General features: G+C 44.7%; 14 protein-coding genes. 12 read left to right on the forward strand and 2 right to left on the reverse strand.

All coding sequences use genetic code 11. The features are described from left to right. Positions 1-18 precede the first annotated feature (18 nt). The 8 genes from aldA (at position 19) to GM612_RS04125 (ending at position 8,210) form a co-directional block, all read left to right on the forward strand. A complete protein-coding gene (aldA, locus tag GM612_RS04090) occupies positions 19-1,494 on the forward strand; it encodes an aldehyde dehydrogenase (RefSeq protein ID WP_155431128.1) in 1,476 nt (491 codons plus the stop codon). A gap of 216 nt (positions 1,495-1,710) precedes the next feature. After that, complete coding sequence (locus GM612_RS04095) at positions 1,711-2,946, forward strand: NAD(P) transhydrogenase subunit alpha (protein ID WP_155431129.1); 1,236 nt, start codon at positions 1,711-1,713, stop codon at positions 2,944-2,946. Position 2,947: 1 nt separating this feature from the next. Further along, positions 2,948-3,262, forward strand: a complete 315-nt coding sequence (locus GM612_RS04100) for an NAD(P) transhydrogenase subunit alpha part 2 (protein WP_155431130.1) — start codon at positions 2,948-2,950, stop codon at positions 3,260-3,262. Continuing rightward, positions 3,262-4,677, forward strand: a complete 1,416-nt coding sequence (locus GM612_RS04105; RefSeq protein ID WP_155431131.1) for an NAD(P)(+) transhydrogenase (Re/Si-specific) subunit beta — start codon at positions 3,262-3,264, stop codon at positions 4,675-4,677. Before GM612_RS04100 ends, GM612_RS04105 begins: the two co-directional genes overlap by 1 nt. Before the next feature lie 462 nt (positions 4,678-5,139). Beyond that, positions 5,140-5,451, forward strand: a complete 312-nt coding sequence (locus tag GM612_RS04110; RefSeq protein ID WP_246147555.1) for a VOC family protein — start codon at positions 5,140-5,142, stop codon at positions 5,449-5,451. Positions 5,452-5,543: 92 nt separating this feature from the next. Then, on the forward strand, positions 5,544-6,056 hold the full coding sequence (locus tag GM612_RS04115) for a nitroreductase (protein WP_155431132.1): 513 nt from the start codon (positions 5,544-5,546) through the stop codon (positions 6,054-6,056). A gap of 227 nt (positions 6,057-6,283) precedes the next feature. Beyond that, positions 6,284-6,925 (forward strand): nitroreductase, encoded by a 642-nt coding sequence (locus GM612_RS04120; RefSeq protein WP_155431133.1) that lies wholly within the window; start codon positions 6,284-6,286, stop codon positions 6,923-6,925. A gap of 364 nt (positions 6,926-7,289) precedes the next feature. Continuing rightward, positions 7,290-8,210, forward strand: coding sequence for a serine hydrolase (locus GM612_RS04125; protein WP_173021221.1), 921 nt, complete (start codon positions 7,290-7,292; stop codon positions 8,208-8,210). 107 nt (positions 8,211-8,317) lie between these two features. On the opposite strand, the gene GM612_RS04130 is transcribed toward GM612_RS04125, so the two are convergent. Then, positions 8,318-8,881: a TetR/AcrR family transcriptional regulator gene (locus GM612_RS04130; RefSeq protein ID WP_155431135.1), complete on the reverse strand. Its 564-nt coding sequence runs from the start codon at positions 8,879-8,881 to the stop codon at positions 8,318-8,320. 89 nt (positions 8,882-8,970) lie between these two features. Between GM612_RS04130 and GM612_RS04135 the strand changes: the two genes are divergently transcribed. The 3 genes from GM612_RS04135 (at position 8,971) to GM612_RS04145 (ending at position 14,079) form a co-directional block, all read left to right on the forward strand. After that, positions 8,971-9,705 carry a sulfite exporter TauE/SafE family protein gene (locus GM612_RS04135; protein WP_343031793.1) on the forward strand — a complete coding sequence of 245 codons (735 nt, stop codon included), beginning with the start codon at positions 8,971-8,973 and terminating at the stop codon, positions 9,703-9,705. A 149-nt stretch (positions 9,706-9,854) separates the two neighbouring features. Next, positions 9,855-12,389: a M1 family metallopeptidase gene (locus GM612_RS04140; RefSeq protein WP_155431137.1), complete on the forward strand. Its 2,535-nt coding sequence runs from the start codon at positions 9,855-9,857 to the stop codon at positions 12,387-12,389. Between the two features lie 340 nt (positions 12,390-12,729). Continuing rightward, complete coding sequence (locus GM612_RS04145; protein WP_155431138.1) at positions 12,730-14,079, forward strand: MATE family efflux transporter; 1,350 nt, start codon at positions 12,730-12,732, stop codon at positions 14,077-14,079. A gap of 267 nt (positions 14,080-14,346) precedes the next feature. Here the strand turns inward: GM612_RS04145 and GM612_RS04150 are convergent, their stop codons facing one another. Continuing rightward, a complete protein-coding gene (locus GM612_RS04150) occupies positions 14,347-14,664 on the reverse strand; it encodes a hypothetical protein (protein WP_155431139.1) in 318 nt (105 codons plus the stop codon). A 76-nt stretch (positions 14,665-14,740) separates the two neighbouring features. Here GM612_RS04150 and GM612_RS04155 point away from each other — a divergent pair, with 76 nt between their 5' ends. Then, positions 14,741-15,847, forward strand: coding sequence for a hypothetical protein (locus GM612_RS04155; RefSeq protein ID WP_155431140.1), 1,107 nt, complete (start codon positions 14,741-14,743; stop codon positions 15,845-15,847). Positions 15,848-15,895: the final 48 nt, after the last annotated feature.

Here is a 15,895-nt window from a genome sequence, read left to right on the forward strand (position 1 = left end):
TGAAAGGAAGTAAATCTCATGTCACAAACAGTGAACAAGTTAAAGCATTATCAAATGTATGTTAACGGTGAGTTTAAGGATTCAAAATCAGGTAAATTATTAACGGTCATTAACCCATCGACTGGTGCAGAAATTTCAACTGTTCCTAGTGCAACCCGTGAAGAGACACAGGAAGCTATCGATGCCGCTTATGAAGCAGAAAAATCATGGAAGTTCGTTCCAGCCGCAACTCGTGGCCAGTACTTACATGAAGTTGCCGAAGCTGTTCGTGCCGATTCAGAGCACCTGATCGACATGCTGCAAGAAGAACAAGGTAAGATTCGTTCATTAGCACAAACCGAAATTTTGTTCTCAGCAGACTACTTCGATTACATGGCAGCCGCTGCACGGACTTATGAAGGTGAAATTCTTCAATCCGACAACGCTAATGAAAACATTATGATTACGAAGCAACCAATCGGTGTTGCAGCTGGGATTCTCCCATGGAACTTCCCATTCTTCCTGATTGCTCGTAAGATGGGCCCGGCTTTGGTAACTGGTAACACCATCGTTATGAAGCCAAGTTCAGACACACCAAACCTTGCTTTGGAATTCGCTAAGATCGTTGACAAAGTTGGTATTCCAAATGGTGTTGTTAACATCATTACTGGACCAGGTTCGGTTGTTGGTGACGAACTTTCCAAGAACAAGAAGATCGGCATTATTAGTTTGACCGGTTCCGTTGATTCTGGTAAGCGTGTCATGGCATCTGCATCAACTCACATGGCTAAGGTTTCACTGGAATTAGGTGGTAAAGCACCTGCCATTGTATGCAGCGATGCAGACATTGACTTGGCTGTTCAATCAATCATCGATTCACGTGTTGATAACAATGGTCAGTTGTGCAACAACTGTGAGCGTGTTTACGTTCAAGAAGATGTTGCCGATGAATTCATCAAGAAACTCAGTGATAAGATGTCAGCCATCAAAGTTGCTAACCCAATCGCTGACAAGGATTCAGGTATCGGCCCGCTGATCAACCAAGGCGCTTTGGACAAGGTTGCTGGCATGGTTGACCGGGCTGTTAAAGCAGGCGGCAAGGTTACTGCTGGTGGTCACAAAGTTCAGATCGAGAATGGCTACTACTACGAACCAACTGTTATTACCAACGTTAAACAAGATTCTGAGATTGTTCAGGACGAAATCTTCGGACCAGTTCTGCCAATCGTTACCTTCAAGACATTGGATGAAGCCATTGACATGGCTAACGACAGTGACTTCGGTTTGACAAGTTCAATCTTCACTAACAATATCGATAACGCACAACGTGCCGCTAACGAATTGGAAGATGGTGAAACTTACATCAACCGGTTCAACTTCGAAGCAATGAACGGTTCTCACTCCGGCTGGAAGGAATCAGGTATCGGTGGCGATGATGGTCGTCATGGTATCGATGAATTCTTGAACACCCACGTAATTTACTTACAAGGACACCCAGAAAAAGCTAAAGGTTAATCTTTAATTAGCTTTCACCTGTGAAAAGGCGCGTAGAGATGATTGTCTCTAGGTGCCTTTTCTGTTAAGATACGGGTGGAACCGTTTTCACAAACTGTATTTTCAAGGCTATTCTTCACAAGGGTGAAGGCACTGAAGTGGGAGAAGGCTGTAAAATGCAGTTTGAACGGCATTATCGAAATTGTTCAAATTGATAATGGAGTGGAGGAATGTGTTATGAGTATTGTGGTTTCTGCCTTAAAGGAAGAGCAGCCGCACGAAAAACGCGTTGCCATCGACCCTGAGGTGACTAAGCGATTAGTCAAAGCAGGCATGAAAGTGCTGATTGAAAAGGGGGCTGGCGAGGCATCTTACTATAACGACGATAGCTATACTAAAGCAGGCGCAGAAGTTGTTGACCGTCAGACAGCCTTAGCGCAGGGTAATATTATTGCTGTGATCAATTTACCAAGTGATGACACGTTGAATGCTTTGCAATCTGGTCAGGTGTTAATGGGCTTACTGAGCTCATTGATCAAGCCAGACAAGATGCAGCAATTAGCTGATAAGAAAGTCAGCGCGCTGTCGTTTGAGTTGCTGCCACGGACAATTAGTCGGGCACAAACGATGGATGTTTTGAGTTCACAAGCAAGTATCGCGGGCTACAAAGCCGCTTTGGTTGCCAGTGATATCTATCCAAAGTACTTTCCAATGATGATCACTGCTGCTGGGACTGTTAAACCAGCCAAGGTGCTTGTCTTAGGGACTGGGGTTGCCGGACTGCAAGCCATTGGGACTGCTAAGCGTTTAGGCGCCATCGTTTCGGGCTATGATGTTCGTCCTGCTTCTAAAGGTGAAGTTGAATCATTAGGGGCAACCTTTATGACCAGTTCAGTATCCAATGGTGCTGGTTCCGGTGGTTATGCCCGAGCCTTAACACCAGAAGAAACAAAGGCCCAACAAGAAGAGTTAGCTGGGTTCATTGCTGACAACGATGTCATTATTACCACGGCACAAGTGCCTGGTCATAAGCCACCTTTGATGGTGCCGCAAAGTAGTGTTGATAACGCTAAACCAGGCACGGTTTTCATTGATTTGGCAGCTAGTGACCTTGGTGGCAACGTGGCTGGCAGTAAGCCTGACGAGACCGTCACCACTGATAATCAAGTCATGGTCGTCGGTGGAAACAATCTTGCCAGTGAGCTTTCGAATTCAGCTTCTCAACTTTTTGCTAAGAACGTTCAAGCGGTTATTAACGCCATGGTCGACAAGGATGGTAATCTGTCCATTGATCCTAAAGATGACGTCTTTAGCGGTTTGACAGCAACGACAGGCGGAGAGATCATCAACGCCCGTCTACGAGAAGCTTTGAAACTAGAACCGCTACCTGAAGATCAACCGGCAAGTGACGCACCTGATAGCGCAGCTAGTGATCAGGCGGCACAACCGGCTGGAGAGAAAGGGGCGAAGTAGGATGAGTCAGGAATTATTTACGAACCTTGCAATCTTTGTTTTAAGTCTGCTGGTAGGCTTTGAAGTTATCAGTAAAATTCCTTCAACTTTGCACACACCGATGATGTCTGGTGCGAATGCCATTCACGGTGTCGTTGTTGTTGGGAGTATCCTAGTTGCTCTGGAGGCCAATTCGCCGCTCTTCTATACGATTGCCTTTATTGCGGCGGTCTTAGGAGCTATCAACGTTGCCGGTGGTTACGTTGTTACCGACCGGATGCTCGAAATGTTCTCAAAGCCAAAAAAGGATAATAATAACAAAGGAGGCGAACAATAATGTCAGGATTAATGACAACTGTTTCACTGTCATATCTGGTCAGTGCCGTCTGCTACGTTATGGGACTGCATATGATGCGGACGCCAAAGACCGCCAGAAATGGTAACCGACTTTCTTCAGTCGGGATGTTCTTAGCTGTGATCATGACGTTCATTGTTGCCTTAGTTAACCATAAAGCCTCGACTACGGCGTGGATCCTGTTAGTCATTGGACTGGTAATTGGTGTTGGCTACGGGGTTTGGAGAGCGCGAACCGTTCAGATGACTGACATGCCTCAACTGGTTAGTCTCTTCAACGCTGTGGGTGGTGGCGCCGCTGCTGCCATTGGTACGTTTGACTACCTGAGCCGGCCTAGTGGTGCAAGCTTAGCGTTTGCATTTTCATTCCCAGTCATCTTGGACCTGATCATTGGTAGTGTTACCTTCTCAGGTTCACTGATTGCCACTGGGAAGCTGGCTGGTAAAGTTTCTGGTAAGCCAATTACATTTCCTGGTGCGAAGTTGTTAAATGCCCTGGTAGTGCTGGTAATTTTAGCTGCCTTCGTTATGACGATCTGGTTCCCAGTTAATGTTTGGACCTTGGTAGTTGCGATCGTTGCTAGTTTGATCTTTGGTATCTTAATGACCATCCCAATTGGTGGTGCTGATATGCCTGTTGTGGTATCGCTACTGAACGCCTTCACTGGTTTAGCGGTTGCCATGGCCGGGTTCGTTATTGACAACCAAGTCTTGATCATTGCTGGTGCCTTAGTTGGTGCCGCTGGTACAATTTTGACGCTGCAAATGGCCGCAGCTATGAACCGTTCTGTTGCCAACATTATTGCCGGTGGTTTTGGTACTGGTGATAGTGGTGGTACGTCGACGGATGAAGTACCGGTTAACGTTAAGGAAACCAGTGCTGATGACGTTGGTGTTCAACTGGCTTATGCTAAGAACGTTATGATTGTTCCTGGGTATGGGCTGGCTGCTGCACAAGCTCAACATGAAGTTGCTGAGTTGGCAAAATTGTTGACGGATAATGGTATTAATGTCAACTATGCGATTCACCCGGTTGCGGGTCGTATGCCTGGTCATATGAACGTGCTGTTGGCGGAAGTCAATGTGCCATATGATCAAATGAAGCAGTTGGAAGAAGCTAACTCGATGTTTGAAACGACGGATGTTTCGTTGGTTATTGGTGCCAACGATGTTACTAATCCGGAGGCGCGTGAACCAAATACGGCAATTTCAGGAATGCCGATTTTGGATGTTGATAAGTCGAAGTCGATTGTTGTCATTAAGCGTTCAATGAGTACTGGGTATGCAGGTATTCAAAACCCATTGTTCTCAAATGATAAGACGAGCATGTTCTTCTCGGATGCGAAGAAGGGTCTGCAGGAGATCATTGCGTCGACGAAGGAGTATTTGGATCAATAGAGTGTGAAACAAGGCGCTTAAAGACTGGCGTATAAGGAGACCCGGACAGCATTCACGGTGGGTTTTACCGTGAATGCTGTCCGGGTCTCCTTATACATAGGTCTTTGCCTTGTTGAACACGTTTCGGCTAGGAGACAGGAACGAATGGACACGAACCTTATTTACGGTTGTTTTTACCGTGAATACGGTTCGTGTCTGCTTATAAATAGGTTTCTGCTTTGCTGATTGTTTAATGGTGAAACAAAAGTTTCAGTAAAGTTAAAACGTGAACCAAATAAAAATTGCGTTCATGTATTTGCATCTGGCTTTATACTGGGAACTGAAAGTATCTCAAAGAAATATGCAAACGATAAGCAGTTAGCAAAGGAGGTATCCTAATGAAAATTCAATCCCTAGATCACCTAGTTTTTAACCATCCAAAATATTGCCGATACTGTTCATTTTTACCACGATATATTAGGCATGACCGTCATTCACTTTGAAAATGGCCGGACAGCACTAACTTTTGGGAAACTGAAACTGAATTTGCATCAAGTAGGACATGAGTTTGAACCTAAAGCCGATTTTCCCACCCCTGGTTCAGAAGATTTTTGCCTGCTTACAGAGACGCCGCTGACAACGGTCATCAACGAACTTAAGGCGCAGCACGTGGTAATAGAAGAAGGGCCGGTCATTCGGCACGGCGCGACCGGACTTTTACGCTCAGTTTATGTACGGGATCCTGACCAGAACTTAGTCGAGATCAGTCAAAAAGAAACTGCTGATAATCAATGATTCCGGAGCATTATTGTGATTCTAAGCAGTGATTTAATTCTTAGCGTTCGTCAGTAATCGTGCTAATCTTAACAATAAAGGAAGGTGTAATAATGGCAAATGAAAGTATCATCATGCAGCGGCATTCAATTCGTGATTTTAGTGATCGGCAGGTTGATTCTGATTTGTTGAAAGCAGTTTTTGCTGAAGCACAACGCGCACCATCGGCAATGAATAAGCAGCCTTGGCGTGTATATGTGGCTACCGGTGAGGCGACAAAACGAATTAGGCAAGCCCATGCTAAGGCGTCTGATCAGGGTGGAACCGTCTTGTTTAACGCGCCGGTGCTAGTTTATATTACGGTGCCAAAAGGTTCGGCAAGCCTGACATACTACGATGCTGGAGCCTTTGGATACAGTGTGTTATTAGCGGCTGTGGACCACGGACTAAGCAGTATTCCAGCGTATCAGTTCGTTCGCTTCCCCGAAGAAGTTATTAAGGAATTCGATCTTCCCGCAAATGAAGAACTGGCGATGGGCCTTGGTTTGGGTTATCCTGCAGCCGATGCGGCCACGGGGAAAACACCACGGTTGCCGCTTGACCAAATTTTAACCGTGCATGAGTAGGGTTGAACTAACAAGTTAACGATTTTTTCTTTGTGACCCACGTCCAATGGCTTGGATGTTAAATTGGTCAACGAAACTGGGCTAAGCTGATTAGGCTTGGCCTTTTTGATTCGAGTTCAGGACTGCCAGCAAACTTCCAAGGGCGCAATCACTCAAGAAGTGTAAACACTTACGCGTAGTTAGTAACAGTGCTAGGTTAGAAAGTGGACTCATTAAGGAGAATGGTTATGATAGATAATAGCGTACAATTAAAGCGTCGTTCAGCACGTAATTTTAGTGATAAACCAGTGGACCTTGAAGTACTTAAACAAATCATTTCTGAGGCAACTCATGCGCCCTCTTGGGAAAACAGTCAACCATGGCAGATCTACTTAGCAGTTGGTGAGACCGCTAAACGCTTACGTCAGCACCACGCCGAGGCAACCAAGCAGCAGCAAAAAAGTTGGACAGAAGTTATGCCACCGCAAGATTGGGCGCAAAAGCCCAAGGCTAATATTGATCAGTGGGTCAAAAGTATGTCTGCTTTCATGGGCAGCGAGGTAAAAGAATTCTCGTCAGCCGGCCCTCAGCTTTTCAATGCCCCGGCGTTGGTTTACATGACAATGCCTAAAGAATCGACGAGTTATTCTGCGTATGATATTGGCGCTTTGGGCTACGGTATCTTATTGGCAGCTGAAGAACGCGGTATCAGTGGTATTCCGGCCTATGAATTTGTTCGTTATCCCAGTGAAGTGCGTCAGGAATTTGAAATACCTGAAAATGAAGCCATCTTTATGGGAATTGGGCTTGGGTACCCAACGGCCAAAAAGATGAATACAATGCAGACAACTCGTAATTCCATCGATGATATATTGCAAATTCGCGATTAAGTATTCTTAGCCATTTTGGATTAGTTATATTGCCGTTTAAGTGAGAGTGGGGCAAAACCTGGTTTGATCCAAGAATGTGAGCAAAGAGCGCTGCGGATTCCTGGTTTGGAATCTGCAGCGCTCTTTGCTTGATAGCCGGGATCTGAGTTTTGACGCCCGTTTAGACCACGTCCAGTCTTGGAGGCTAAGGAACGTGTTTAACTACCTCAGCTTCAAGAGATTAGTTCAATACTTACCAATGTTAACTTTTTGCCCAGCCTCCTTTTTATGCGTCAAAATTGTGTTAACCAGTGCCTTAAATTCCATTGTTAAGTACCCTTCGGTATATAATAAAAGTGTCAATTAACTGAGGGGAATGATAGCGATGTTAAAGCGACGTGTAAAACGGTTATTGATGTCGGTCATGACAGTTTTGATTTTCTTTGTGGGTGTGGGATCCTTTGGTATCGGTGCATTAGCGGCGCCAACTTCACAGCAGGTTAAAGCGCAGCAACAAGTGGTTAAAAAGCAACTTCAATCGTATCTAAACAAAGTTAGTCAGGATAAAACGGCAAGCGTGGCGTTCTATAATCTTGGTGCGCAGTCAGATACAGTCGCTGGTCAAACCGCTTCGGCTCCGTTTTACAAGTCTGGAGCCTTAGCTGTTTATAGTCCAAATGCGCACAAAACTTACACCAGTGCTAGTACTTATAAATTGTTTATCATTGCTAATATTTGTGCTCGTATTGATGCTGGGACTTTGAATAAGAAGGTACTAAGGAGTTCAGGCTTTGAACAAATGATTTTGCACAGTCGAAATGAATTTGCAGAAAATTACCTGAAGACTTACGGGGCAGCTAAAGTTAACTTGTTTTTACGAAAACTAGGTCTCTATTCCTACGTGTTTGCCTCCAATCGAGCAGCACGGACTACCGCTGCATCGCTTTCTTCGATCATGCGGCGGCTGGACCAGGGAAAGTATCCCTTTGATAACGCCAGCAATCGTCAGCGGGTTTTGTCGCTCATGCAACGGCAAGTGTATCGCTCGGGAATTCCTAAAGGTGCAGCACAAGCAATGCAGGGGGCTCGAGCAGCAGATAAGGTGGGGTGGCTGTGGTCGTACAACAACGATGCTGCAATCGTAACTTTACCAAATGGTCAACGTTACGTGCTCGTTGTAATGACTCACGGCCATGGTCAGCACGGTTTTAGTGGATTTCCTCGCATCGCAACCATTACTAAAAACGTCCAAAAGATTGTTTATGGCGGAACAACGACTAGTAAAATACAGTTGTTGTATGAGTAATTAAAGTTAAAACGACCAGTTATTTAAGATCCAGTCAAACGCGGCTTTCTCCAAAAGGAAAAGGCTGCGTTTTTACGTCTGGAATGAGAATTGATTACTTTTGAAGGCTATAGTTCATCTAAATGCTTCAGACCAACTGTCAGCATCCGTTCAAAACTAGCCGTTTCAGCCACTGTCTCATTTTTAAACCAACCGCTGCCAACATTCAGGATTTCGCCAATCACCAGATTACGAATCATTCGCGAAGCGTTTAGATGCTGTGTTGGTGTAAGTGACATGGTATCCAGCAACTGATTCAATAGGTTGCGAATCGACCAGTCGCTGGCATCCGCTTGGTTAGCTTGTAACTGTTCACGAGGGGTGGAAATCACAAATTGTGCAATTCGAAAGTGTTCTAGTGAATAGTTTCTGACTGAGATCGCATATCGGATAACAGCTGCCTTACCCGAGATACCGATAAGGGCACTCTGTAAGAAATTAAAGAGATCGGTACTATACAACTTGGCAATAGCGACGTTTAAAGATTTGACATCTGTAAAATAATTGTACAGCGCTTGTGAACGGGTGCCTAACTGCTTGCTGATATTAGTGAATGAAAGTGGGATCTGCTCGTTTATTAGTTGCATGGCAGTCCGCACAATTTTTTCAGGGTTTAAAGTTCGACTTGTCAAAAAATCACCTTCCAGACTTGTATTTTACAATTTATCATTTATAATTACAAGGTGTAAATAACTTTTGTGAGATGAAAGAAGTCCTTTTCGTGAATACGATAATTTTAGCCGTTGCTGGTGTGGTGATTGGCTTGTTCGTGATTTCTACCGGTGGCGGAGGGGCGGCCTTTTACCTCGGCATTTTAACTGGGGTGTTCAAGCTCGCCCCCGCCACGGCAGCCGCAACTTCGATTATCACCGCATTACCATCAATTATCATTGGCTCCTGGGGGTATTATCGACAACATTTGATTAATTTTCGAATCGGCAACTTAATGTTGATTTCGGCGGTTCCAGCGGTGATTGTCGGGGCCTTGATCTCGCCTTATATACCAGAAACGATTTACCGTTGGATCATCGGGATTATCCTAGTACTTTTAGGTGTTCGAATCTTTTTGCAGCGGGGTTCCAGCCGCAAGCCGCAGCACGGTAAAATGCTCGCTATTTTATACGGTATAATGAGCGGCCTAATGGTTGGGGTCGCTGGCTTGAGCGGTGGCGGTCCGATCATGGCTGGTGCTTTGATCCTTGGTCTGGACACTTTTCACGCGACCGCAACGTCTTCGTACGTCTTAGTTGGCATGTGCTTTTTAGGCGCCATTCTGCATTTAACCAACGGCAGCGTCGACTGGGCTGCCGGTTTGCCATTGATGTTAGGCGCAATCGTTGGTGCAACTATGGCACCGCTGCTGGTAAAGCGGATTTCTCAGTCTAAGCATAATGGCTGGGTGCAGCCGCTGATTGCAGTCTTGCTGATATTTATGGGGATCAATACGATTCGGTAGTCTTAGGGTCAAAGCTTGAGTGCTGTCGTAGAGCGATGAAAGTTACCGTTTCTAGACCTACAGTTTCAAACGTGATGCAGACGTCATTTCACACGGGGACGACCTAAAGTCGTATAATGAGAGTATTCTAATCATTAACGGAGGCACACATGGCAGAATTAAAGCATTTTTACGAGACTTTTCAACCTAGTCATTATAATTTATACCTTGATATCAACCGGGAAACGAAGCTAATTTCTGGTAAAACGACTATTACTGGGCATGCGAGTGAAACCGATATCGCACTCCATCAGAAATACTTAACTGTTTCGTCAGTTGAAGCCGACGATCAAACAGTTGAATTTGACCTTGATCAAAAGGCAGAAGCGATTCGAATTCACCTGAATCAGAGTGGCGAGACGACACTGACGGTGACCTATACAGCCCCGTTAACTGACACTATGATGGGTATTTACCCTTCGTACTATGAAGTGAATGGCGAAAGAAAGCAGATCATTGGCACTCAATTTGAGACGACCTTTGCTCGGCAAGCCTTTCCAAGCATTGACGAACCAGAAGCCAAAGCAACTTTTGATTTAGCAATTAAATTTGATGAACATCCCGGCGAAACGGTGATTAGCAACATGCCGGAAGTCCGAACAGAAAACGGTGTTCACTACTTTGATACCACCGTCAAAATGTCCACGTACCTCATTGCCTTTGCCTTTGGCGAACTGCAAAGTAAACAGACTAAGACAAAGAGTGGTGTGACCGTGGGCGTCTTTGGTACCAAGGCCCATCAAGCTAAGGAGCTGGACTTTGCCCTAGACATCGCGAAACGGTCCATCGAGTTTTATGAGGACTTTTACCACACCCCATATCCGTTACCTCATTCGTGGCAACTAGCACTGCCTGATTTCTCGGCAGGGGCGATGGAAAACTGGGGGCTGGTGACTTATCGGGAAGCCTATCTACTGTTAGATCCTGATAACACTGCGTTGGAAACAAAGCAGTTAGTCGCGACCGTCATTGCCCACGAACTGGCTCATCAATGGTTTGGTGATTTAGTCACCATGAAGTGGTGGGACGACCTGTGGTTAAATGAAAGCTTTGCTAACATGATGGAATACGTGGCAGTGGATGCCATTGAACCTGACTGGCACATTTGGGAAATGTTCCAGACCTCTGAGGCCCCGATGGCTTTAAACCGTGATGCTACGGATGGGGTTCAATCGGTGCACGTCAATGTTGAAGATCCAGCAGAAATTGATGCGATTTTCGATAGTGCGATCGTTTACGCCAAGGGTGCACGGATGTTAGTGATGGTTCGAGCGCTGATTGGCGATGATGCTTTGCGGCAGGGACTCAAACAATATTTTGCTGCTCACCGATACAGCAACGCTACCGGTGCTGATTTATGGTCAGCTCTTGGTGACGCCTCTCATTTAGACGTGGGTGCCATCATGAATTCCTGGCTGGAACAACCGGGTTATCCGGTAGTTGACGCTAAGGTTGATGATGGTCAACTGGTCTTGACTCAACAGCAATTCTTCATCGGTGATGGTCAGGATCAGAATCGTCGTTGGCAGATCCCACTGAACAGTAATGACCCACAGGCACCACTCATTTTCAAGGATGCTAAACTGTCCTTGGGTGATTATAACGATGTACGCCAGCGAATTGGGGAGCCATTCCGCGTGAACGTGGGGAACAATTCACACTTTATCGTTCACTATGACGAAACGCTTTTAAATGATATTTTGAACCATTTGGACGGCTTAGATGCAATCGCTCAGTTGCAGTTACTGCAAGATCTGAGACTATTGGCAGAAGGCAGCCGGATCTCCTATGCTAAAGTTGTGCCTCTGCTAAGCCGCTTTGCCAACAGTCAGGCAACCGTTGTGATCACGGCGCTATACACGATGGCCAATAATCTCAAAAAGTTTGTTACATCAGATTCACCTGAGGAAAAGGCCTTGAAAAATCTGTTTGGTATTTTAAGCAGCGACCAGGTGACGCGTTTAGGCTGGTTACCAAAGGCTGGCGAATCAAATGACGATCAGTTGGCTCGACCGACAATTTTAAGTGCTGCCCTGTACGCTCAAAATAGTGAAGCGGTCAAAGCAGCCCACCAAATTTTTACCGATAATAAGGCTCAGTTGGAGACACTATCGGCAGATATTCGTGGATTAGTACTGACAAACGAGGTCAAACATTACGGTTCTGAGGCCCTCTTCAATCAACTATTAGAGACCTATCGAAAGACCTCGGATGCCAGTTATAAATCCAGTATTCGTGTTGCCTTGACTAGTACGCCGGATGCGCAATTAATTGGTAAACTTATCGGTAAGTTCGAAGATGCAGATACCATCAAGCCTCAAGATTTGCGAGGGTGGTACCGAGGGGTGCTAGCTAATTCACACGGCGAGCAAGCAGCTTGGGACTGGATCCGTAATGATTGGCAGTGGTTGGAAGATACCGTGGGTGGTGACATGGAATTTGCCACTTACATTACCGTTACGACGGGGATCTTTAAGACACCAGAACGGTTAGCAGAGTTTAAAGCGTTCTTTGAACCAAAGATCAATACGCCGGGTTTGACTCGTGAAATCAAGATGGATATTAAGATCGTGACGACGCGGGTAGCCTTGATTGAAGCTGAGAAGACGGCTGTTAATGCAGCGATTGCAAAGGCGGTTCATTAATGAGCAGTCAAAACTTATTGAGACGTAGTTTATGATGCGAGCTTTTGAATTTCTTCAATGATATATATTGAAGAATTAGACGGGATTAAAACCGAATTAAATAGGACTGGTTCAAATGAGTTTTCAATCTGAAAACTCATCTGGAACAGTCCTATTTTGGTTATTTTTGGAAACCATGATTCAACCTTTTGTCAAGGGCTTCGTTGATGGTTATCATTCGGATTAATAGTCGGATATGAAACCAACTGCATTATAGACAATAAAATGCATTAAACAGCAACTGGACTATTATTTGTTGCTTTACCTGTGATATCATAATCGTTATGAATTAATTCAGGGGATGATCGCTATTATTGAGTTATTTGAAAAAGCACCAATACCAAAAGCCTATTTTACGCTGGCATTACCGGTGGTTTTAGGGACCGTCGTTTCCATGATCTATAACTTAACGGATACTTTTTTCATTGCTCAAACTCAAAATGCCAATTTAGTTGCCGGTATTACATTATGTACACCACTTTTTTCGATGATGATTGCACTGGGTGATATGTTCGGCCTCGGGGGTAGTTCTGCTATCTCGCGGTTGCTTGGGCAAAAGAAGTATCAGTTAGCCGGACGCATCAACAGTTTTTGTTTTTACGGCGCTCTATTGCTGGGTGTCGTGGTGATGATTTGCTTATTCGTGTTTAAAAAGCAGGGCTTAGGTCTCTTAGGGGTCACACCCCAGACTTATCAGTATGCCAACATTTTCTATGAAATTATGGCGGTGGCCAGCGTCTTGATTATTGTCTCTTTGGTACCAATTAATACATTGCGAACAGAAGGACTGGCAGTGCAGTCCATGATCGGTACAGCTTCTGGGACAGTTTTGAAAATTTTTCTGGATCCCTTGTTTATTTTTGGCTTTCATTTGGGGGCAGCAGGTGCCGCTTTAGCAACGGTCGTCGGTTATCTCGTTACTGATTCGATTTTGATTGGCTACACCATTTTTCGAGCTAGATACCTTCACCTACATATTCGAAAAAGCCGAATCCCGTTTGTTGAAATTAAGGACGTTTTGATGATTGGCCTACCCGCATCAATGACTAACTTTATGACGATGTTAGGAACGGCTTTAATGAATAATTTCCTGATTGTTTACGGCGCTAATAAAGTCGCCGGATTTGGGATCGCCATCAAAGTCGAAACCATTGTGATCATGGTGCTGGTCGGTTTTTGTTTCGGCTCACAAGCCTTGATCGGTTATAATTACGGGGCTAGAAATAAGGAACGACTCAAGAAAATTATTCAGTTTGATTTGTTAGTCAACGTTGGTTTTGCCTTTATCATCGCCCTGGGATTAATGGTGATTGCACCAGGATTATGTGGCCTATTCATGAAAAATCAGGGGGTCGTCAGTGCGGCTAGTTATATGTTACGGTGGTTTCTGATTACGACGCCTTTCATTGGCGCAGCGATGGTTTTCACTACGATGTTTCAATCAGTCAATCAACCACTGGATGCGTTTATTATGTCAATTTCTCGTCAAGGAGTCGTCTTCACAGTGGTGATTATTATCACAGCGGCACTAATGGGTTATCAAGGCGTCATCGTCTCACAGCCGATTGCGGACGTTATCACAGCCGTAATTGGACTTGGCTTGTATTATCGGCAATTTGGGCCACACGGTAAGGTGGTTAAAAACTGGTAGTGTCATCAAATTAAATTTGCGCTGGGAGCAGTCTGTTGATCATTATTTGATGATTAGCAAACTGCTTTTTAATGCCAGCAAAAAAGCCCTGCCAAAGCAGGGTTGATTCATGATAAATTATATTTTGAAATCAGAGGCAATCAAATGATTTTTAAACCGTATTGTCATGGAAAAATAATGTGTAATTTCTGCATAATTGTCGGCAATTTTTGGTGAAATAAGGTATTCTATTAGCATTAAATAAAAGGGCAGGGACCTGCCTCGATGCTATTCTTCTTCACCACCAAAGTTCAATTCTGACATTGAATCTTCCAATTCCTCAAGCAAATCGGTTTGCTCCATGAAGTTGACCCATGCTTGCCGAGTATGTTCACCACGAATCTGGCTAGCAATCTTACTGTTGACGTCATCTAGAACCTGGTCGAATAATTTGTCGGCTTGTCGTTGAACCATGGTGTCATTATAACGGCGGGCTGGTGCACGCTTCAGGTTTTCTTGATTCAAGTAAGCTAGCGCTTTTTCCATAAAGCGTTCTTCCACTTGGCTATTTTCCTTTAGGTAAGTTTGTAATTCTGAATTATCCAATATATCATCTCCATTCATGAACCAATATTGCTTATTAGTATAACTGAGAAACCAGAATAGATAAACAGGAGGAGTTATGAAACGCTTTTGGCTCATCGTGATGTTCGTCAGCATAACTGTATTTATCCAAGGCTGTGCGGCGCGTCATGATTCAACCGCCATTTCCCACCAACAGACTGCTGTCCTTTTACCCTCGACGCACTATAGCACGCATACGCAACAAGTCGATGACCTAGCAGGCTTTGTCAAAGCACAATTAGTGACTCCAAAAGGTATTTACAGTCAAAATCAAGTTGGCAATCAACCTAATTTCTTGCTGTCAGAATCCGCTGGTCTTTGGCTCATATATCTAGCCAATACCGGTCAGTTTCAAGAATATCGACGATTTTATCAACAGACGGTAACCACTTTTGGGCAAGAAGGAATCCTCATGTATCGCGTGACAACACCAAACCAGACACGGGCAACTGTTAACGCGACGCTGGACGACCTGCGTGTGATCCGCAGTCTTGGCCTCTACTCAGCAAAAACGCACAGTCATGTTTATCTGAAGAAGGCAACCACGCGATTTGCTAGATTGTGGCAAAAAGTTGGCGTCGGTGATTATTGGCATGATTTGTACGATGTCAAGGATCACCAAGTTTCACCCCTCAGTTCTCTGGCCTACTATGATTTACTCACCCTGAAGGTTTTCGACCGCACGTTAAAGGACGGCAAGCAGCGTTATCAACGTCAGCTGAAGTTTGTCCAAAACGGATTCTTGGGGCATAGTTTACCATTGTATGCGGTGAATTATAATTGGCAAAATCACCGCTATTCCAGGGCTTCATTGAACACTTCTGAAGCTTTATTGACTTTGCTGCACTTAGCAGAGGTTCATAAGCTTCGTTCTGATTCCTTGATGTGGTTACGCCAACGAATCAATGCTGCTAAATTGTATAATGGCTACAATGTGCAAGGAGAGGTGACTGATTGGGGACAGTCTGCGGCGAATTACGCGATTGCGGCTCAGATTTTCGCCACAGTCAAACAACGTGGCTTGTATAATCAAGCCATGAATCAAGTTTGGCGGTTTCAAATTAAGCTTCCCAGCTCAAAATTGAGCGGATCTTTAGGTGACTCAAAGCATCATGTCAGTTATGCTTTCAATGACTTAGAGGCTCTCCAGGCATCTGTGTATTGATTGTAATCGCTTTAATAATTTATCTCCCAACATGGTAGAATAAAGGTA

Source organism: Secundilactobacillus folii (assembly GCF_009720675.1).
GTDB classification, from domain to species: Bacteria; Bacillota; Bacilli; order Lactobacillales; family Lactobacillaceae; genus Secundilactobacillus; species Secundilactobacillus folii.

Excerpts from the sequence above, each read along its gene's own strand:
- aldA (WP_155431128.1), top strand. The coding sequence starts at position 19 with ATGTCACAAACAGTGAACAAGTTAAAGCATTATCAAATGTATGTTAAC.
- GM612_RS04095 (WP_155431129.1), top strand. The coding sequence starts at position 1,711 with ATGAGTATTGTGGTTTCTGCCTTAAAGGAAGAGCAGCCGCACGAAAAA.
- GM612_RS04100 (WP_155431130.1), top strand. The coding sequence starts at position 2,948 with ATGAGTCAGGAATTATTTACGAACCTTGCAATCTTTGTTTTAAGTCTG.
- GM612_RS04105 (WP_155431131.1), top strand. The coding sequence starts at position 3,262 with ATGTCAGGATTAATGACAACTGTTTCACTGTCATATCTGGTCAGTGCC.
- GM612_RS04110 (WP_246147555.1), top strand. The coding sequence starts at position 5,140 with ATGACCGTCATTCACTTTGAAAATGGCCGGACAGCACTAACTTTTGGG.
- GM612_RS04115 (WP_155431132.1), top strand. The coding sequence starts at position 5,544 with ATGGCAAATGAAAGTATCATCATGCAGCGGCATTCAATTCGTGATTTT.
- GM612_RS04120 (WP_155431133.1), top strand. The coding sequence starts at position 6,284 with ATGATAGATAATAGCGTACAATTAAAGCGTCGTTCAGCACGTAATTTT.
- GM612_RS04125 (WP_173021221.1), top strand. The coding sequence starts at position 7,290 with ATGTTAAAGCGACGTGTAAAACGGTTATTGATGTCGGTCATGACAGTT.
- GM612_RS04140 (WP_155431137.1), top strand. The coding sequence starts at position 9,855 with ATGGCAGAATTAAAGCATTTTTACGAGACTTTTCAACCTAGTCATTAT.
- GM612_RS04145 (WP_155431138.1), top strand. The coding sequence starts at position 12,730 with ATGATCGCTATTATTGAGTTATTTGAAAAAGCACCAATACCAAAAGCC.
- GM612_RS04155 (WP_155431140.1), top strand. The coding sequence starts at position 14,741 with ATGAAACGCTTTTGGCTCATCGTGATGTTCGTCAGCATAACTGTATTT.